Below are 20,638 nucleotides of genomic sequence, written 5' to 3' on the forward strand. Positions count from 1 at the left end.
CACAAAAAGCTTGTGAGTCATGCTCACAAGCTTTTTCCTCATAAAAAATATGTATGCTGCACAACTACAATCACAACCGCAATTAAAATCGAAGGCAATAAATTAGCAACTTTGATTTTAATAATTTCTAATAAATTAATCCCTATTGCTAAAATTAACACGCCGCCTACTCCTGTTATTTCGGCAATGATACTATTCATTAAATCTTGCGGCACGACCGCATTAATTTGCGTAGCAAATAACGAAATGATGCCTTCGTACAGAAACACGGGCACCGCTGAGAAAATAACGCCTATTCCAAGCGTAGTGGTTAATAATAATGAGATAAATCCATCCATCACCGCTTTCGTAAACAATACGCTGTGATCGCCTCGTATTCCGCTGTCTAATGCTCCTACAATCGCCATCGCTCCAATAACAAAAATTAAAGTTCCTGTCACAAAGCCCTGTGAAATACTGAATGTTTGCTTGTCGTTTTGCTGAGATTGAAATTTTCGTTCAATCATATTGCCTAAAAGGTTTAGCTTTTCATCTAAATCAATGAATTCACCAATAACCGCTCCAATGGCTAAGCTCAAAATCACAATTAAAAACTGATGACTTTTAAAGCCCATTTGCAAACCGAGCGTGATAACGGATAAACCCATCACTTGCATCACCGTCACGCTTACTTTTTCAGGAATGCGGTGAGCAAGCTTGCCCATTAATGTTCCTACAACAATCGCTAATCCATTCACTAATGCTCCTATAATAAACATGTTGTCACCTTTACTGCAAATAATACCGCTTCTTTTTTCATTTGCTCTACTTCCTCTCTGCTCCGCACTAGCTGTATCAAACACACTAAATTTTAACACAAAATTCTTTCAATTATTAAAAAAAGAAAAAAAGCATAAGCTCAGACGAGCTTATGCTTTTTTATTAAAATGTAATAACGTCTTTTGTGCCTTGCTTTTGATAGCCTGTTTTTAACAGCTTCACTTCTTTATCTGCAGGCAAATTGGTAAATACAACTGGTGTCACAATCGACGGCGCATGCTTTTTAACATACTCTAAATCCACTTTTAAAAGAGGCGTTCCTTGTTGAACGCTGTCACCCTCTTGAACAAGCGCTTCAAATCCTTCTCCTTTTAAATTCACGGTATCTAACCCAACGTGAATGAGGATTTCAATTCCTTCTGCTGTTTTTAAGCCAATTGCATGTTTTGTTGGGAATACGGTCATTACTTCACCGTTAATCGGTGATACGAGCGTTCCTTCAATCGGTTCAATCGCAAAGCCGTCACCCATCATTTTTTGTGAAAACACTTGATCTTCTACTTCACTAAGCGGCTTTACAACGCCTTCAAACGGTAACACAAACTCTGTGTGTGCGTCTGCTTGGACAGCCTGTTGTTCAACAGGTGCAGCGGTTGACGCTGTGCCGTATTTAACTAATTGATTCATTGCGTCTGCAACAAACTCTACTTCTGTTCCGACAATGACTTGAACATTTGTTTTGCTGAGCTTCATGATTCCTCTCGCTCCGTGACGCTTTAAGGCAGCTTCGTTAATGTTGCCGGCATCAGTTACTTGTAAACGAAGACGAGTCGCACAGTTATCAATTACGGTTAAGTTTTCTTTTCCGCCTAAATCTTCAATAAAATAAGACGCCATATCCACATATTTATCGCCTGTTGCCACAACCGTTTCGTTTGATGTGTCTACTTCTTCATCATCTTCACGTCCCGGTGTTTTTAAATTTAATGCTTTGATCAGCGTGTAGAAAATGACAAAGTAAATGACTGCATACACAATTCCAATTCCTGCTAACAGCAGCGGTTTTTGTGAAATTCCGTAGTTTAAGAAGAAATCAATGGCCCCTGCTGAAAATCCAAATCCAGCGTGAATACCAAGTGCAACGGCTAAAGCCATCGAAATTCCCGTTAAAACGGCATGAATAACGTATAATAGCGGTGCTACGAACATAAATAGAAATTCAATTGGTTCCGTAATTCCCGTTAAAAAAGAAGTAACAGCAAGTCCGATTAACATACCGCTGACTTGTTTGCGTTTTTCTTTTTTAGCTGCTGCAACCATCGCAAGCGCAGCTGCCGGTAAACCAAACATCATAACCGGGAAGAATCCAGACATAAATGTTCCTGCCGTTGGATCGCCTTTAAAGAAGCGGTTCAAATCTCCCGTTACGCCGTGATAGTCTCCGAATACAAACCATACTAAGCTGTTTAACACGTGATGCAGTCCAATTGGAATCAACAGACGGTTTAAAAATCCGTATATACCTGCACCAAGCGCTCCTGCTCCTGTAATCCACGTTCCTAAGTTGTTAATTTGATCTTGAATCGGCGGCCAGATAACCCCAAAGATTCCTGCAAGCGCAAGCATAACAACTGAGGTAATAATCGGTACAAACCGCTTTCCTGCAAAGAAGCCGAGCCACTCTGGCAGCTTAATGGCTGAGAAACGATTGTATAGTAAACCAGCCGTTACCCCCGAGACAATCCCGCCGAGTACACCCATGTTAATATCTTTATCAATAGCTACAGTCCCTTTTGTTAACACAAAATAACCGACCACTCCGGCAAGTGCTGCTGCCCCGCTTCCATCTTTTGAAAGCCCTACAGCAATACCGAGTGCAAACAGTAGTGCTAAATTCGCAAAAATCGCATCTCCGGCTTGAGCCATAAACGGAATATCCAATAAGTCCTTTTGACCCAAACGAAGAAGCAATGCCGCAGCAGGTAATACTGCGATTGGCAGCATAAGCGATTTACCAATACGTTGTAAAAAATTCAGCATGTTTCTCTCCCCTTTGTATAACGTATTTAACCCGATGTTACGAGCAAGGATTTTCGTAACAATATTTATCGGATGACAAGTTACCGCATTCATCCCGGCCTATGATTACATCATCAGCTGACATAACGGCGGTTTTACTGCATGGACTCATACTAGCACATAAAATATATAGTTGTCTATACCAATTTTCTTTTTAAAAACCTTTCTATATCAATGTTAAAAGCCCTTACAAAACTTTCTAGTTCACAAAAAAAAAATCAACTGGTCTAGACAACTATTCCAAAAAGCGTTACACTTAAATCAATACAACGAGCAAAGGAGTGTATGTATGGATACACATTCATCCATCATTATTTATAATGTAACCGTTTATAGTGAAAATCAGACATTAAAAAACGGGTATATTAAACTAACGAACAAAAAAATCACTGAAATCGGAGAGATACATCAATACGTACGTCAGCCAAAAGACCATGTAATTGAACTTTCTCCTTCCTATAAAGTTATTCCGGGTGCCATTGATGTGCATATTCATGGCGTTAACAATGCCGATGCGATGGACGGTACAGCAGAAGCATTAAAAACAATGGCGCGCACGCTCCCAAAAGAAGGTACAACAAGCTTTTTAGCAACCACTATGACGCAGTCGAATGAAGCGGTTGAAAAAGCGCTTCGCAATGCCGGCACTTATATCGAAGAGCAAACAGATGCGGATGCTGAAGTAGTTGGTATTCACTTAGAAGGTCCGTTTATTTCACCAAAACGTGCGGGCGCACAGCCGCCTACTCACATTCAAGATCCGAATGTGACACTGTTTCAAGAGTGGCAAAAAGCAGCCGGAGGACATATTAAACTTGTTACATTAGCTCCGGAGCAGCCAAACGGCTTAGCGCTTACTTCTTATTTAAAAGAAACAAACGTCGTCGCTTCTATTGGCCATTCCGACAGCACATACGATCAAGTTGGTGAAGCCATCGAAGCAGGAGCGTCTCATATTACGCACTTATATAACGGCATGCGCGGTCTTCACCATAGAGAGCCGGGCGTATTAGGGGCCGCGTATTTGAGAGATGAATTATTTGTAGAGCTGATTACAGACGGCATCCACTGCCGACCTGAAATGGTCAAGCTTGCGTACGATCAAATTACAAGTGAACGCATGATTCTTATCACGGATTCTCTTCGTGCCAAATGGCTAAAAAACGGTACGTATGATTTAGGAGGGCAGCCTGTTCACGTAAACGACACAACCGCTACACTTGCAGATGGAACATTAGCAGGAAGCATCTTAAAGATGAACGATGCGATTAAAAACACGATGAGCTTTACGAACTGTTCATTAGAAGACATCGTAAAAATGACTGCTGAAAACCCAGCAAAACAGCTTAATCTGTTCGATACAAAAGGAAGCATCAAAATTGGAAAAGATGCGGATATCGTGGTGTTAAATAAAAACTTAGATGTTGAAATGACATTTTGCCGAGGCACATTGAGCTTTAAAAAGGAGGACTAACAATGAATATCATCCAAGTGAAAAATTACAGTGAAATGAGCGCAAAAGCAGCTGATATGCTGATTAGCAAACTTCATGAAAAACCAAATATGAATCTAGGACTTGCAACGGGAGGCACGCCGAAAGGATTATATGATCGTTTAATTCAAGATCATAAGGAGCACGGCACGTCTTACAAACACGTTACTTCATTTAACTTAGATGAATATGTCGGAATGAAGCCGCAAGATCCAAACAGCTATCACTACTATATGGCAGATGCGTTATTTAATCATATTGATATTGACGTAAGCAACACGCACGTTCCTAACGGCCTAGCTGATACGCCTGAAGAAGAATGCCGCCGCTATGATGAAATGATTCAAAATCATGGAGGCATTGACCTTCAGATTCTTGGAATCGGCCAAAACGGACATATTGGCTTTAACGAACCTGGTACGTCATTCAACTCTCCTACTCATATTGTGACGTTAGAAGAGTCAACGCGAAAAGCGAATGCGCGCTACTTTAATTCTCTTGACGAAGTGCCTACTCAGGCTATTACAATGGGAATTGAATCGATTATGAAAAGTAAAGAAATTTTACTGCTTATCTCCGGGGAAGCCAAAGCAGAAGCGATGTATCAGCTGCTTAACGGAGAAATCACAGAAGACTTTCCTGCTTCTATTTTAAAGAAGCATCACTGTGTTACAATTATTGCGGACCAAGAAGCTTTAGCTAAAGTGAGCCTTTGAAAGAATAGTCAAGTAGGCTGTCCCGACTATAATCAATCCGTCTTTATGAAAGAAAGGTGTCTGGCTATTAGTTAGAGTATATATAGATAACATACCTCCTCGTCTTTTTTAGATGAGGAGGTTTACATAAAGGAGAGAACTTAAGTGATTGATAAAAGCTCACCTCTTCCGATTTATTATCAAATTGAAGAACAGTTGAAAAAACAAATTGAAAACGGAGAGTTAAAACCAAATGATTCGCTTCCTTCTGAACGAGAGTTTGCAGAACGATTTGAAATCAGCAGAATGACCGTTCGCCAAGCGATTAACAATTTAGTAAACGACGGTTATTTATACCGTCAAAAAGGCCGGGGCACCTTTGTGTCTGAAAAAAAACTGGAGCAGCAGCTCGTTGGATTAACGAGTTTTACAGAAGATATGAAAGCGCGCGGAATGGTGCCAAGCAGTAAGCTGCTGAGCTTTGAAATTATTGCGGCTTCAGAAAAAATTGCCGAGCAGCTGCAAATTTCTCTTCATGCACCTGTTTATGAAATCAAGCGTATTCGTTTAGCTGACGACGTGCCAATGGCGCTTGAAAGCGTGTATGTATCCGCTAACTTAGTCAAAGGCTTAACAGAATCCATTGTTAATGACTCGCTCTATCGCTATATTGAAGAAGAGCTCAGGCTGAAAATTGGCGAAGCCAATCAAACGTTAGAATCCATTTTAGCTTCTGAAACCGAAGTGAAGCATCTTGGAATCAGCTCATATTCACCCGTTCTATTGATTCAAAGAAATACGTATTTGCAAGACGGCACGCCGCTTGAAGTGGTGAAGTCTTCGTACCGAGCAGACCGCTATAAGTTTACGATTAACATGACACGATCTTAACTAAGGAGTTTTTTTATGTCTAGTTTATATCTACAGGAACTAACAAAACTGCTTGCCAAAGTGGAGGCGCATGAACAGCAGGCAATAGAATCCGCAGCCGAGAAAATTTCACAGCAATTAGCTTCTCATCACCTCATTCATTTATTTGGGTGCGGTCATTCTCATATTTTAACGGAAGAAGTGTTTTACCGGTCCGGAGGGCTTGCGCCGATTCACCCTATTTTTGTAGAAGAACTGATGCTTCATAAAGGAGCTTCGCGCTCTTCGCAGCTAGAGCGTAAAAACGACTATGCCTCTACCTTTATGGAAAAAGAAGATATCGTACCAGGCGATATCATGATTGTAATTTCTACGTCGGGCGTAAATCCCGTTCCGGTTGATGTGGCCTTAATTGCAAAAGAAAAAGGCGCCTTTGTTATCGGGCTTACCTCGCCTTCTTATGCCACGAGCCGGGCTTCGCGACATAAAAGCGGAAAATATCTTCATGATGCCGTGGATCTTGTTATTAACAATCACATTCCAAAAGGAGACGTTCTTCTTCATCAGCAAGACATTTCTTTTGCTTCTGGTTCCACTGTAATTGGAGGCGCTATCTTAAACGATATCCTATCTAGAACTATTCAAAAACTGCTCAGCCGCGGCATTACGCCTCCTGTCTTTTTAAGCGGAAACATGGAAGGTTCAGATGAACATAACCAGCGGTTGATTGATGCTTACAAAGGAAGAATTACTGCCCTATAACAGCCCCTGCGGCTGTTTTTTTGCACAAAAAAAAGATGCTTGAAAGCACCTCATCAAAACCGGACTGTAAGATTTGGACTAGATCTCCTCTTTATCAGTAGAAGTCTTGTTCACAGCACCATAACCTACTTATCCGACATAATTACTATGTTTAACATAAATATACTCTTTTATACCTTAGGTGTCAAATAAGTTATAAGAAATTTTGTAATGCCTTCATTTGAGGATTTTCTTACGGTAATGCTCCAGCTGACTTTTAGCTTCTTTCATAATTGTTGTATGTATGATTTCATCCGTGATGGTAAAATAACTTACCATACTTAACTTATAGATTTTACATATAAATTCCTTCCAAAATTTTGTATAAGATTTCCTGCCGCATCTCACAAAAAAGAACCTGCATCAAAACTGATGCAGGTTCTTCCCTTCATATCATGCTAATTATTTCATGTTCATTTGCCCTTGTGAGGCCCTTTCGCTACGTATATCGGTTCATAACGAGAGTGCCAATTGTCAGATCAGAATATCTGCTTTTCATGTGAGGTAATACGTTTGCTGAAGTTGCTGTTAAGTATTCCAAAACGAAACCAGTCCCTTCATGAAGCTAAGTATTTACCTTTCACAGTAGCCTTAGAAAAATTTCTATTGGCTCTGTACTATTTGTATACCACGTTTCAATTGAACTAAACTAAAAAATTCATTTTAATCAAAAAATTCTTACCACAGGGATACAACCATTAACAGCGAATTACAAATGAAGCTTTAATCCTTCGTGAGAAGCTGTGAATCCAAGCTTTTGATAAAAACGCAAAGCCTCTGACCGTTCCTTGTCAGTTGTTAATTGTACTAACTGACAGTTACGTTCTTTCGCTCGTTCAATCGCCCATGTAATCAGCTGATATCCAACCCCTTTTCCGCGCTGTGACGAAGCGGTTCGAACTCCTTCAATCGTTGCTCTCCACCCGCCTTGTCGTGCAATGTGGGGCGTAAAGGTTATTTGTTGAACACCTATTACTTCACTATCTTTACATGCGACAATCAGTTCATTGTTTGGATCCGCATCAATTGCCTGAAATGCTTGAACATAACAGTCTGGAAGCGGTAATTCGTAGCGCTCTCGTTTGCTTCCGAGCATATCATCAGCGAGCATTCCAACAATTTGATCTAAATCTTCCCGCACTGCTTCTCTAAAGGTTAGTTCTCCCATTTCACACAGCACCTTTCCCGTGTCTATTTATGATGTTAAAAAGAACACTGACGAACAAGCTCAGAACCGATGCCAAGAACAAAGCAGCCGCTAAAGCACCCAGACCCATTCCTTCAAAGCCGCCAACTCCAAATATGCTATATAGAAATAGAAATATGCTTATTAGCATGCTGCTAAGTGAAATTCCGTACTGCATGAGCGAGTTCCTTCTATAGAAGAAATACGACGCACCAGCAAGCAGCACAAAGAAAGCACCCATTAATACAAATAAAGAAATCATTTACACCTTCCTCCCTCTTCAAAAAAGGAATTTATATCCATTATATACTATCATTTTTATTTATTCTATCTAGCCCTGCAGCCACAACTAAATAGACATGACCAAAACGGTCATGTCTATTTTTCTACTATATTAAAAAGAAAGTTCTTTGAACCAAAAAGAATAAGGGGCTAAGCAAGCTTCATCAATTTCATTCATACGTTTTTTGCATCGCTGCAGCACCTCAGCAGGAATGTGTCTCTCTAAGTATGCAGATTCTCCGTTAGCTTGAATCGTTTCTTCTACTAGCTCTTCAAACACATCTAAGCATGCTAAAAACTGCGGAAAAGTTGTATTAATAAAACGCTCACAGTCATCGTTGGACGTATCGAGCAGCACAACCGAACCGTTTTTTTGATGAAGACAAATTGGATCTCCAGCGCCTGTTGTTCCTAAAAACCAATAGTGCTGGTAGCGAGATGATAACTCAAATGTTTCGCATAGCGTTGTTAGCTTTCCTTTGGATGAAACGAACTCTAGAAATGGTGAAGCTTCTTTGGGCAATCCTTTTTCTGTTAGCAACTTCTTTGTCTCTTTATCAATATCAAGGGGTGCAAGCTGTTCGGCATCAAACTTCATTCGTTTTTCCTGTCGTTGCATCACATTTGACAACTTCTTTCACTCCTTTTCACCATTTGCTCTTTCTTTGCTTTTGTTTATTATAAAAGAAATCCAGCTCGTATTATATGCTACAAATGAACTTAATTAGACTGAAAATTTTTCCAATCTTTATTTATATAGCCCGATTTTCTCTTTATAAACACAGGTAAAAAGAAACCGATCAGATTTTCTCCAGTGAATTCTGCTTTGAAAAATAATTCTCATTCCCTTCTTCCCTTTTCAGCGTACTCTCGCCTCTTATAAACAGGCTCAATCTTTATTATTCCAATTTTTTCTACTTTTTACAACTAGGACTTATCTCACCATTTCTTATGCGAGATTAATAACTTGACAAAATAATAAAATAAGTAACAGTAATTATTTACAATTTTTTAAATTTTATGGTTTAATAGGTATGTAATTCCTGTTTTTTACTATATTTTTTTGGAGGTTTAACATGAAAAAAGGGTCAATTTATCGTTTTATTGCTTTTGCTTTAATGTTCACCTTGTGTTTTAGCCAATTAGGCTTACTGAAAACACAAGCGGCAGGCAATCCTCCTGCTAACGAAAAAACATTAAGCATTGGTAAAGCAGCAAAAGGAACATTTACAGAACCAGAACAAACACATTGGTACAAAATTAATTCTTCTAAGCAAGATGTAGCAAAGTTTTCACACTACCGAATTAAGCTTCAAAGTGATGATGAAGTAAACATCACGGTTTACTCTAGTCTTGAAAATGCCAAAAACAACGTGGCATTTGACCGTTATATGGGATACTCCTACAAAGATGAGCCTGCTCAGCTTGATTTTCCAATCGCTTGGACTGGCCCTTATTACGTGAAAGTTGAGTATTATGGAAGCGAAGACGGCATGATTGAAGAAGATGCGGAAGATGGTTCAACTTCTCCAGAACCACAGCCGGAAGAAAAAACAGAAGTTCCATATACAATCAGCTATGGAGGCGCTTCACTTCCTCCTTCTCAAATGATGGAAGAAGAATGCCCGGCTGAATTAAGTACAAGCCAAAAAGAAAACGGAAAAGGTATTTTAAAAGATTTGCGTACGATTCGCGACGCTGTGCTTTCAAAAACAGCAGGCGGAAAAGACCTTTCTTCTCTTTACTACAAAGCCGCTCCGTTTATCAGCTCTAAAATGATTATCGATAAATCGATGCGTGAACAAGTATACAAAGATTTAGTTCAGCTAAAGGGTCTATTTACAGATGTGGCGAAAAACGGCGCATCAAGCACATATATGATTACAAGTGCTGATCAAAAAGCAATCAATGATTTATACAGCATCGCTTATAAATCCGTTCCGACTGCTTTAAAGAAAGACTTAGAAAAAGTAGCAGCACAGACAAAATTAAAAGACGTAACGGACTTAAACGTATCGTCTGTATTAGTAAGAGCTAAGTTAGTGAGCGCAAACAGCGTTTCAACAAAAGCTGAAACTCGCTATATTGTTAAATTAAAAGATGGTGCAAATGCTAAATCATTCAAAACAAAAGCACAGTCAAAATCAGCAAGCATTGAATCTATTAATCCATTAAAACAATCAGCTGCTTCTTTTGATAATATGTTTGTTATTCAATTAGATGACAGCAATGCAAAAAGCTTCAGCACGTCATCTGCTCAAGGTAAAATGACGGCAAAACAAATTCAGGCACTTCCTGAAACTGAATTTATCGAGCCGGTTCAAGAGTATCACGCTCTTTCGATGGATTCACAATATCCGTATCAATGGTCATTAAACAATACGGGTAAAAATGACGGTACGCAACATGCCGATATTCAATACGAATCGCTTGAAAAATTACTAAACGGTCAAAAATTAAAAGATACGGTTATTGCCGTTGCGGATACGGGCGTCGATTCATCACTAGCTGATTTAAAAGGCGTGGTAGATACAAAAACAGGCTATAACTACGTGGATCGTTCGTCGAATGCAACTGACGACAACGGACACGGAACTCACGTAGCAGGTATTATCGCAGCCTCTGCAAACAATAACTATTCAATGGCCGGCATTAATTCTCACGCTAAAATTTTACCGGTTAAAATTCTAGACGCATCTGGAAGCGGAGATACAGAACAAATTGCGTACGGTATTAAATACGCGGTTGATCACGGTGCAAAAGTCATTAACTTAAGCCTTGGCGGATCTTACAGCCGCGTGCTTGAATATTCGTTAAAATACGCATACGATCATAACGTAACGGTTGTAGCTGCAAGTGGAAACGACGGTATGGAAGAGCTCTCTTACCCTGCTTCATCTGCCTATGCGATTTCAGTAGGCGCATCAAACCGTTTAGATATCGTATCTGACTACTCAAACTATGGAAAAGGATTAGATATTACAGCTCCTGGCTCTGATATTCCAAGTCTTGTTCCAGACGGGAACGTCACTTATTTAAGCGGAACATCAATGGCAACACCTCACGTGGCAGCCGTTGCGGGATTATTGCTATCACAAAACCCAGGCTTAAAGCCAACAGACGTTGAAAAACGCCTAACGGATACAGCTAAAGATATTAAATTCGATGAAAAAGATGCTCCTGTATACGATGATGAAGAAAGTCCGTTAGAGCCCCCTGCTCCAGGCTACGATTACGTATCAGGATGGGGACGTTTAAATGCGTACAGCGCGGTAAGTGCACAGCAGCTGCAAGCGCAGGTAAATACATTTGTCAGCACGCAAAAATTTATTACAGGTAAAGCTCAAAGCGGTTCAACTGTTAAAGTAATGAACGGCTCAAAAACACTTGGCACAGTTAAAGCTGATGCAAAAAATACGTTCTCTGTGAACATTCCAGCTCAAAAAGCTGATACCGTTTTACAAGTGGTTGTCACAAATGGAAAAGCAAGTACGAGCATTCGTGCAGTTGTTCAAAAAGCACCTGCCAAACCAGCGGTAAAAGCCGTAACGAATAAAGATGAGTACGTAACAGGAACGTCTAAAGCGAATTTTACGATAAATGTTAAAAACAGCGCTAAGAAAGTGATTGCTTCAGCAAAAGCTGATGCAAAAGGCGCGTTCAAAGTGAAAATTCCAAAACAAAAAGAAAACACAGTCTTGTACATCACGGCTACAAACAGCCAAAAACAAGAAAGTGAAGAAGTAAAAGTAACGGTGCGTGACGTTATTGCTCCAAATGCCCCTAAAGTAAATCCAGTCAGCGACGCGGATACAACTATTAAAGGAACAGCTGAAGCAAATGCATCTGTTGTAGCGAAAGTGAACAACAAAGAAATCGGCAAAGCAAAAGCCAATGCAAAAGGTCAGTACAGCATAACAATTAAAAAACAAAAAGCAGGTACAGCAATCAGCGTAACAGCAGCAGACGCTGCCAACAACACAAGTAAAGCTACGACTGTAAAAGTGAGCGATAAAACTCCCCCTGCCGCACCAAGCGTAAATGCTGTCACAACAAAAAGCACGGCTGTAACAGGTAAAGCAGAAGCAAATGCTACCGTAACGGTAACAGTAAACAAAAAAAGCATTGGCTCTGCTGCTGCTAACAGCAAAGGGCAATACTCAGTAAAAATTAAAAAGCAAAAAGAAAAAACAGTCTTAAGCGTAACCGCAAAAGACAAAGCGAACAATACGAGTAAAGCAACAACAAAAACGGTGACAAAATAAAGAAAAAAGGCGCTTGGCTTATGGCCAAGTGCCTTTTGGTTATAAAAGCTGTTTGTTTTTAAAATATTTCCACATTCCCCACGTTAACACAATTAACATAACGATAATAACAGCAGTAGCCCAGTGGGAATTTTGATATGGAATCGGTACGTTCATCCCAAAAAATCCGGTTACGAACGTCAGCGGAAGCATAATCGTTGAAATCAGCGTTAAGACGTTCAGCTTTTCAGATGAAGTTGCATTGGTAATAGAATAATACGTATCAAGTGCACTGTTTACGAGGTCTCTAAATGTTTCAGCAGAGTCTACAATACGCTCTAAGTGGTCAAGCAAGTCAATGTAGAAAGGAACATTTTCTTCTCGTATGTCGAATTTCCACTTTCCATTCACCGTTAAGAAAATTCGGCGCTGAGGCAGAATAACGCGACGGATTAAGATAATCGTTCTTTTTAAGGCCAAGAACTCTTCCGTCACTCCGCGGACCTCTTTGTTGTAGATTTCATCTTCTAATTCATCAATACGCATGTCAATTCGGTCTAAAATCGGAAAGTATTCGTCCGTGATGCCATCAATCAAAGCATACAGTAAAAAGTCGGCGCCGCGGTTCATAAACTTTGGATAGCGTGAGCACACAGCATCCATTTTGCGAAGCCAGCCCATTTTATGTTTATGAATCGTCACTACGTAGTTGGATCCGACAAAGGCATTTAACTCAAGCGTCGTAATCTCGTCATCACTTTCTTCGTTATAGCGAAGCGCGTGAAAAACGAAAAATTTATAGTCTTCGTAATCATCCATTTTAGCGCGAGGACTGTCGTGTAAGCAGTCTTCAATTGCCAATGGGTGAAAATCGAATAATTTAGCAATTTGAGCAAGCTCTTGTCCGTGGACATCATATAAATCAATCCACAGCAAATTGTCAGGATTGCGCAATTTTTCATGCACGTCTCCTAAATCAAGATTCGTTACCATTTCTTTTGTTTCATCATCATATAAGTATGTTTTAATCATTGATTTTTCACCTCACATCATTGAGGCATTAAGGAGTATTTTCCTTCGTTGAAATGAGAGGAACATATACACCTTTGTTGCCCCTATCTTGTTTTGCAGTAACCTTCATCGAAATGGGGTCATCAGTGCCCATTCATCTCACCTCCTAATTAGTTGAAGGAACGCTGACTTGTAATACAGCTACTTCACAAAGTTTAATTTTAACATACAATCTAACTCTAGCGTAGCGCTTTTTTCAAAACCTTTCCCTCTCTATTTAAAGTTTCAAACAAAACTTCCGATACTATAAAAGCAGTTATAATCGGCAATCGATAACTAAGACCGCTTGAATCTTTCCACAAAGGTCTACAATATCTGCCATGGCCGATCTTTGGTCATATGAGATTTTCTACACCGATAAACATTATATGGGTGATGTGGAAAAACGTGTAGGAATTTTTAGACTTTCATCGAATACTTACTTAACAAACTTAGATTACGAAAAGGACTGATAATACATGCATTTTAAACGTGAAGAACCGTTTCGCTTTTTATTTGAGACTCCCATTGTTGGAACGTTTTCCATTGCTAAATACGACAACAAAGAAATCGATTCTAAGCCAGGTCCTTTGTCTGTTATCGACCTTTCACCGAAAGGAATCAAAATAATTACGCCGCTTGATTTACCTATTTTTAACCATCAAATCCAGCTGAAAATCAGCTTTTATTTAAATGAAAAACCCATCCATATTACCGGACTTTGCGTGTGGAAAGAAAAACGGCACACCGAATACCTTTATGGCATCGAAGCGTTTAACGATGTGGAAGAACAAGCGATTTTAATTACAGAGCTCAAAACCTACGCCAAGAAAAAGCAAGATACGCAATAAAAATAGCGCTCATTTGTTTTACTCCCCTTTTAAGATGGCAATACTACGAACGACTTCGATAGAAAAAGGTGAGACGATGAGCAGCAAAGCAAAAAAAGAGTGGATTGGCGGTCTCGTACTATTTTTACTCGTCAGTTTTGTCAGCATCACATTTGCAGGCTATCATACGGTGAAAGCTGCCGTTGATCAAACATATGTACCGCTTGAGCATGGTAACAAAACACACGTCAATTTAAAAAAAGGGCAACCGTTTTCCCTGCTTTTAGTTCAAGAAAACCATCAAAATACGTCATTTGTGTATATGACTGTTAATAAACAGCATGAATCAATAAAAATGACCCACTTGCCAGGGTCAACTCAGCTTGGCAATGAAACACTGCGAACCATTTATCACCGAGAAAATATGAATGCTGTCGTAAAGAACGTCGAAACGTACGCAAAGCTTCCTGTTGATTATTATGTCAAAATGGATCAGCAGTCAGTCGTCGATGCTGTAAATAAATTAGGCGGCATTATCGTCACAAACAAACGTGCTTTTGAACATAGCAACATTGTTTTTCCAAAAGGATCGATTCGCCTTAACGGAGAAGAAGCGCTTGTTTTTTTAAAGGAGCGTAATGAGCAAGACATCTTTACTGCGCATGAAAGACAGCTGTCCGTCGCGAAAGCCATTTTCAGCCAAGCAGCTACGGTTCCCAATGTTGCAAAGCTGCACTCTCTTGTATTTACGCTCGCTGACCACATTGAAACCAACGCAACCTTTAATGATATCAAACGGATTCAAAAAACCTACAAACCGGCCGTTTCTCACGTAGACAAGCAGCAGTTTCCGCAAAACGAATGGAACCAAAAACAAGTCACAACGCGGCTGTACAAGCACTTAGAACGTAACGAGCTGTTTTTATAAAAAACGCCTAACGAAAAAAACCATTGACCATAGGCTCAATGGTTTTTTATGCTACTTATCTTCAGCACGCACTACTTTTTCATTTATTTTAATAACAACTTTTTCATCACGTTCATAGCCCTTCTTATAAGAAGAATGATCATTAGGCGGCCCAATCACAACCGTATCCGTAATTGGCGCTACGGCTTCTGCTACTTCGCCTGCGCTTACTCCGTATGCTTTTTGAAACACGATCGGAGGTGTTAAGCGCAGCACGTCGGATCCTTCTGTAGATTCGAATTGATCATTGTTAAAAAAGAGATGAAGATGCGCTTCTTCCGATAAGGGCTCAATCCAATGCCACCAGCCCATCGGTATAAACACAACTTCCCCTTGTTTTATCCGGTAATTGTGCATGCTGCTTGTATCAGGATCCAAGACAGACACCTGCACTTCACCTGAAACGACGACATCTAATTCCCACGCGTTTGGATGCCAGTGGGGTTCTCTCATATGCCCTTTCGTCATATATAAATCAACAAAAGCACCTCCAAGCATAGCAGGCAGCTGAGTTGAGGTTAGTTGATACGCTATATTTTGATCATTTCGTTTGAACAGGACGTTTTGCTTATAGTTCACTGACAGATTAGGCGTTCCTGAGCTTTTTTTAATATTTGAATTATCCGGCACAAATCCAGATTTACTCATAGTGTCATACCCTCTTTTCATCAAAAAGTTATATGCACTATCCTATTAAAACTCTTAGCTAAGGGTGTTTTAATTAGGAAAAATAAAAAACGAGCGTTTCCACTCGTTTTTTATCCGACAAGACGTTCAATTTTCTTTTTCTTCCATACAAATTGATAATAGCTGTACTGCAGGATTAAGCTGACAACAAACGCCGCTGGATATCCAATCCAAATCCCTTTGATTTCAAGAGGTGTAAACTGCGATAACACGTAGGCTACGGGTACTTCTACACACCAAATAGCCATAATACTAAATACCGTAGGCCAAAGCACCGTACCGCTTGCTCGCATCGTAGCGGTAATAATTTGCGCATGACCGAAAATCAAATAGCTCCAAAGTGTTATCACTAAAAGCTCTTCGGCAATATGGAGCGTGTGCTGACTTGTTAAAAACAAAGCTAAAATTTGATTAGAAAAGAGATAAATAAGTAAAATCAATACGCTGCCAATAACGTAATTCAGCATAATTCCAGAGCGAATAACTTCTTTTAAACGCTCAAATTTATTAGCACCGATCGACTGCGCCGCAAAAATAGAAACCGCAATTCCTAAGCTGATTGCCGGCATTTGTACATAGCTTGCCACTTGGTTCACCGCTCCGTACGCTGCTGTAGCGTCTGAGCCAAATCCATTTACAAACGTAATGACCGCGATTTCAGAAAGAGAAACTAAAATCATGTTGATACTAGCTGGAATCCCTAAACGCATAAGCAGCTTTAAAAGCGTTCCGTCCATTTTTAATGAAATAGATGAGTCAAACTTTAACGGATGATTTTTCTTGCGTAAATAAACGATCATAATAATGAACGTTAATACAGTTGAAAACACCGTTGCGTACGCAGCGCCGTACACTCCAAGCTTCGGCACTCCGATCCATCCAAAAATTAAAATTGGAAGGAAAATGATGTTTAAGACCGTACTCACAACTAAAAAGTAAAAAGGCGTTTTAGAGTCTCCGGTTCCGCGCATAAACGTCGTATAAACAAAGTATAAAAACAAAACAGGAATTGCCACAAACAAAATGCGCGCATAGTGAACCGTTACATCAATAATATTAACCGGCGTTCCCATAATCCGAAGAATATCCGGAGCAAATATGCTTCCCAAAACAGCAAGCACAATTCCCACTAAAAATGTAAACGTGAGCGTGGTACCGATAATTTCTTTGACTCGTTTTTCATTTTGCGCCCCGTACGCTTGCCCGATTAAAATGGAACTTCCTGACCCAATTCCAATTGAAAACGACACAAGCAGAAAAAACAGAGGAAAAAACGCGGAAATAGCGGCTAACGCATCAACTCCAAGCGCTCTTCCGACAATAATACTTCCCGCCAGCTGCCCAACGGACTGCATGGCGTTACTTAACATGAGCGGAATCAAAAACACAAGCATCAGCTTACTGACGGATTTTTCTGACTCCACTACTTCACTTTTCACACCTTGATTCTTCACACCTATTTCTCCTTTGTATCAGCTTTCGGCGAATGATAGCCTTTTTCGCCGTAAGGCTGCAGCTTCTCTAACCATTTCGCTTCCAGTTTCAGCAAATCCTTTTTTGAAAGTGCTTTTTCTTCTTCTCTTTTAATCGTTTCCAGCATCTCAATTGAAAAAGCATCTGCTCCGTAGGTATTCCACTCGTTTTGAAGCTTTTTATTTTGATGAGTGTTCATCTTTAACGTGAACTTTACGCCGTTTAACGTTTTGATATTAGGCGTAGAGCCAATGTAAATCTTATCGTTGTGAAGGTTTTTAATTTGATACACGCCGCCTTCTGTTTTTACTTCTTTCGCTAGCTGCTTCATTTGTTTTTTATAGTCTTTTGAATCGGTATTCATCTCTGTCTCTCCTTTTCTCCAGTAGCTGCTTCCATCTGCACTGCGCTCTAAAAAACCGTACTCAATTAAATAACGTCGCAGCACCGCATAGTCGTCATAAAAAGGTGCTAACCTATCATTTACTTCTTTTTCGGTATACGTGCTACCGAAATCAAAATGCCCGCTTAATTCTTCAAGAACAACAAGACGGTGTTTTTCTTGCAAATGAAAAGTACGAAGAGGTCCGTTTAAACCTTGCGGAAAATTCTTCGCTAAAATCTTTTCACGTTCTTCATCACTGACGCTGTAGCGCTGACTTCTTCTAGGCGCAGTATTTGTTACGGGTACCGCCTTCTCTTCTTCCCCGTCGTTTAACAGTTCCATCAGCGTTAAAAACACTTTTGCCTGACGCTCTTTTTTCTTTAACGTAAAGCGGTGATTCCGAATGGTCGATGAACTGCCGATTCCCATTTCTTTTTGAATATCACTATCACTTTTTCCTTCTTTAAAAAACTTCACTAAATTTTTTTGATGATCAGAAAGACCGGTTACATCTTTATCTAGCTCTATTAAATGATGAAACACAGACCCGTGCTGCTGTTCAACATGAAGCTTCATATAACGTTTTGCTTCATAAAAAACACCTTCCACTGGATAAATAATGCCTTTTTCAATACTTTCACCGCACAGTAAGCAGTGATAGTGCTCTTCGCTTTCCCCGTACCCTTTCTTCATATCTTCAAAAGATGATTCCCAAAACAAGTCATTTACCATTTAAATAGACACCTTTCTATTTTGTTTATTAATTTATAAACAAATATATTATATGTTTATTATTATGTCAAACTTACGTTTATGATACACAAAAAAGGTTGAAACATAACGAAATGAACCCAACCTAAATTCGAACAAATAGGATACATGAGCTCATATAGATCGCTTATGACACCGCAGTTGATTTCCGTGCAAGGCTTCGCTTTCCGCGGGCGGCCGGTGAGCCTCCTCGTCGCTTGCGCTCCTGCGGGGTCTCACCTGTTCCGCTTTTCCCGCAGGAGTCTTCGCCTTGCCCTCCAATCAACTGCTAGAAAGACCTACATACATGAAACCTACGTTAACCATAACAAAAAAAACGAACCACTAATCAAACACTTTGATCAATGGTTCGTTTTCACTTCGGCTAAAATAATCCCCTCCGGTTCTCTTTGTTCCATTCACTTAAATATGGAAAATCCTTAGATACATCTATAAGCGTAATTAACTCCAAGCGGTTACCGTCAGGGTCATTAAAATAAACGCACGCTGCCGGCATCCACGTATGAACAATCGGCTCTGTTTGAGGCTTTCCAAACGACGTCTCTTCCGGTTCAATGCCTTTTGAACGCAGCCACGTTAACGCTTCATGAATATCTGCTGCTTCAATTCCAAAAGCAAAATGACTCCTTTTCAACTCTTTTTCATCTGTTTCCCAAAGCCCGAGCATCTGCTTTTGTTCCCCAACAAAGAAAAAAGCACAGCGCCTCTCTTCAATTTTATGAACAAACGTCAGCCCAAGACGTCTATAAAATTCAATCGAATCCTCCAAATTCCGAACCTGCACATGCGTCTCATAAATACTCTTAATCATAGCCTTCCCTCCATCCTTTTCTCCTACTATAAGCCATCTCACACCAAACAGCTTCCTAACAAAGAATGAAAAATCATCAGTCTTAAGAACGAGAAACACTCAACAGGAACATACAGCTTTGAAATTCAGAAGAGCACTAAGGTTTTGATCTTGACTTTGACTATGGGTTTGAGGCTACCCCGCAAGGGGTGCCTCAAACCCTTAGGTCTAGAAAAACCCCCATGGCTGCACTCTAGCCATGGGGGTTTTTCTACATCGATAAGTTATGCGTGTGCTTTTGCGAGACCGATACAGATACCGCCTGAAATAATCAGTACACTCGCAAGAGATACATAAAATAATTGACGCTTTGTTTTCTTTTCTCCCAAGAAGACAATACCGCCAAAAATTGAAATAACGATACCCATTTGCGATAATGAAAAGCTTGTTGCTACGCCTAGTCTTGATTGAGATAAGAATAAGAACATGTTTCCAGATGCCCAGATTAGCCCTGGTAAGATATTGCGAATCGTATATTTGTTAAATGGCTTATGTTTGTATGTAATGATTAAGCCCCCAATTAACATACCGATTGCTTGCGGGAATAGAGCTGCCCATGCGTCTACGTTGAAGATACGTGCGATAACTACGTAAACTAAGAATCCAAGACTTGAAATGATAAGAGTGATAACTCCTTTTTTTGTTTGTCCCGGAGCCCCTTGTGCCCCTTCTTTTTTACCGTCTAATGAAGAAAGCACAACGCCTGCTAGTATTAAAAGAATCGCAATAGACCCAAGTACAATCGTTTGAAGCGTTGACCATTCTTTAAATACAATAACACCAAAAAGAGCTGTTGATACTAATTGCATACCCGTTGAAATCGGCATTGACTTTGAAACGCCAAGGTATGGAACACTTTTAAACTGATTGCTTTGACCTACTGACCAGAACAAACCTGAAACAATTCCGACAATAACGAGCGTTGGCGTTAACACCGGCTGCACAATCATAAACTGAACAAATGAAAGAATCAAAGCTCCAATAATTGTTCCCAGCGTTTGACTGTAAGGTCCACCGCCCATCTTCATACTAACTAAAATCATGCTTCCCCACGCAACGGAAGGAAGAACACCTAGCAAAATATCCATCTTTCTCTTAACCTACTTTCCTATTTCTAATCTATGTACGTGATACGTAATAACCTGCTGCTTTTCTTTTATCAAGGGCTAAGGGCCAAGCACTTATACTCCCTTGAATATTCCCCAAAAGGTCTAGAA

19 protein-coding genes are annotated in these 20,638 nt (G+C 39.9%); 7 read left to right on the top strand and 12 right to left on the bottom strand.

The genetic code is table 11. From position 1 onward, the window contains the following. Positions 1-38: 38 nt before the first annotated feature. A complete protein-coding gene (locus LAV82_RS08980; protein WP_211078261.1) occupies positions 39-758 on the bottom strand; it encodes a DUF554 domain-containing protein in 720 nt (239 codons plus the stop codon). A gap of 163 nt (positions 759-921) precedes the next feature. Beyond that, positions 922-2,799 (bottom strand): N-acetylglucosamine-specific PTS transporter subunit IIBC, encoded by a 1,878-nt coding sequence (nagE, locus tag LAV82_RS08985; RefSeq protein ID WP_211078215.1) that lies wholly within the window; start codon positions 2,797-2,799, stop codon positions 922-924. A gap of 328 nt (positions 2,800-3,127) precedes the next feature. On the opposite strand from nagE, the gene nagA reads away from it, so the two are divergent. The 4 genes from nagA (at position 3,128) to LAV82_RS09005 (ending at position 6,657) form a co-directional block, all read left to right on the top strand. After that, entirely contained in the window at positions 3,128-4,312 is a 1,185-nt protein-coding gene (nagA, locus tag LAV82_RS08990; protein WP_499715918.1) for an N-acetylglucosamine-6-phosphate deacetylase, read from the top strand. Positions 4,313-4,314: 2 nt separating this feature from the next. Further along, entirely contained in the window at positions 4,315-5,046 is a 732-nt protein-coding gene (nagB, locus tag LAV82_RS08995; protein ID WP_029325042.1) for a glucosamine-6-phosphate deaminase, read from the top strand. Positions 5,047-5,190: 144 nt separating this feature from the next. Beyond that, positions 5,191-5,916 (top strand): GntR family transcriptional regulator, encoded by a 726-nt coding sequence (locus LAV82_RS09000; protein ID WP_211078217.1) that lies wholly within the window; start codon positions 5,191-5,193, stop codon positions 5,914-5,916. A 15-nt stretch (positions 5,917-5,931) separates the two neighbouring features. Next, entirely contained in the window at positions 5,932-6,657 is a 726-nt protein-coding gene (locus LAV82_RS09005; RefSeq protein ID WP_211078218.1) for an SIS domain-containing protein, read from the top strand. A gap of 748 nt (positions 6,658-7,405) precedes the next feature. On the opposite strand, the gene LAV82_RS09010 is transcribed toward LAV82_RS09005, so the two are convergent. From LAV82_RS09010 to LAV82_RS09020, 3 genes are all read right to left on the bottom strand, one after another. Then, a complete protein-coding gene (locus LAV82_RS09010) occupies positions 7,406-7,864 on the bottom strand; it encodes a GNAT family N-acetyltransferase (protein WP_499715919.1) in 459 nt (152 codons plus the stop codon). A 1-nt stretch (position 7,865) separates the two neighbouring features. After that, positions 7,866-8,144, bottom strand: a complete 279-nt coding sequence (locus tag LAV82_RS09015) for a YesK family protein (RefSeq protein WP_377535827.1) — start codon at positions 8,142-8,144, stop codon at positions 7,866-7,868. A 132-nt stretch (positions 8,145-8,276) separates the two neighbouring features. After that, positions 8,277-8,786 carry an SUKH-4 family immunity protein gene (locus LAV82_RS09020; protein ID WP_231101795.1) on the bottom strand — a complete coding sequence of 170 codons (510 nt, stop codon included), beginning with the start codon at positions 8,784-8,786 and terminating at the stop codon, positions 8,277-8,279. A 454-nt stretch (positions 8,787-9,240) separates the two neighbouring features. Between LAV82_RS09020 and LAV82_RS09025 the strand changes: the two genes are divergently transcribed. Beyond that, a complete protein-coding gene (locus LAV82_RS09025; protein WP_499715921.1) occupies positions 9,241-12,429 on the top strand; it encodes a S8 family peptidase in 3,189 nt (1,062 codons plus the stop codon). A gap of 39 nt (positions 12,430-12,468) precedes the next feature. On the opposite strand, the gene corA is transcribed toward LAV82_RS09025, so the two are convergent. Next, positions 12,469-13,440 (bottom strand): magnesium/cobalt transporter CorA, encoded by a 972-nt coding sequence (corA, locus tag LAV82_RS09030; protein ID WP_013055874.1) that lies wholly within the window; start codon positions 13,438-13,440, stop codon positions 12,469-12,471. A 497-nt stretch (positions 13,441-13,937) separates the two neighbouring features. Between corA and LAV82_RS09035 the strand changes: the two genes are divergently transcribed. Both LAV82_RS09035 and LAV82_RS09040 read left to right on the top strand, forming a co-directional pair. Then, the gene (locus LAV82_RS09035) at positions 13,938-14,309 is read left to right on the top strand and encodes a PilZ domain-containing protein (protein ID WP_034270461.1); all 372 of its coding nucleotides are present in this window, start codon (positions 13,938-13,940) and stop codon (positions 14,307-14,309) included. A 76-nt stretch (positions 14,310-14,385) separates the two neighbouring features. Continuing rightward, positions 14,386-15,216: an LCP family glycopolymer transferase gene (locus LAV82_RS09040; protein WP_211078262.1), complete on the top strand. Its 831-nt coding sequence runs from the start codon at positions 14,386-14,388 to the stop codon at positions 15,214-15,216. Between the two features lie 51 nt (positions 15,217-15,267). Here LAV82_RS09040 and LAV82_RS09045 read toward each other — a convergent pair whose 3' ends face one another. The 6 genes from LAV82_RS09045 to LAV82_RS09070 form a co-directional block, all read right to left on the bottom strand. Beyond that, entirely contained in the window at positions 15,268-15,903 is a 636-nt protein-coding gene (locus tag LAV82_RS09045) for a cupin domain-containing protein (RefSeq protein WP_055989084.1), read from the bottom strand. A gap of 110 nt (positions 15,904-16,013) precedes the next feature. Then, positions 16,014-17,336: an MATE family efflux transporter gene (locus LAV82_RS09050; protein WP_199866500.1), complete on the bottom strand. Its 1,323-nt coding sequence runs from the start codon at positions 17,334-17,336 to the stop codon at positions 16,014-16,016. A 62-nt stretch (positions 17,337-17,398) separates the two neighbouring features. Further along, a complete protein-coding gene (locus LAV82_RS09055) occupies positions 17,399-18,532 on the bottom strand; it encodes a DUF2087 domain-containing protein (RefSeq protein ID WP_499715922.1) in 1,134 nt (377 codons plus the stop codon). A gap of 166 nt (positions 18,533-18,698) precedes the next feature. Next, complete coding sequence (locus LAV82_RS09060) at positions 18,699-18,836, bottom strand: hypothetical protein (RefSeq protein WP_170959564.1); 138 nt, start codon at positions 18,834-18,836, stop codon at positions 18,699-18,701. A gap of 99 nt (positions 18,837-18,935) precedes the next feature. Further along, entirely contained in the window at positions 18,936-19,382 is a 447-nt protein-coding gene (locus tag LAV82_RS09065; RefSeq protein WP_499715923.1) for a VOC family protein, read from the bottom strand. A 263-nt stretch (positions 19,383-19,645) separates the two neighbouring features. Beyond that, complete coding sequence (locus tag LAV82_RS09070; protein ID WP_013055866.1) at positions 19,646-20,509, bottom strand: GRP family sugar transporter; 864 nt, start codon at positions 20,507-20,509, stop codon at positions 19,646-19,648. Between the last annotated feature and the right edge of the window lie 129 nt (positions 20,510-20,638).

The organism is Bacillus sp. ILBB4 (assembly GCF_035064545.1).
GTDB lineage: Bacteria > Bacillota > Bacilli > Bacillales > Bacillaceae_H > Priestia.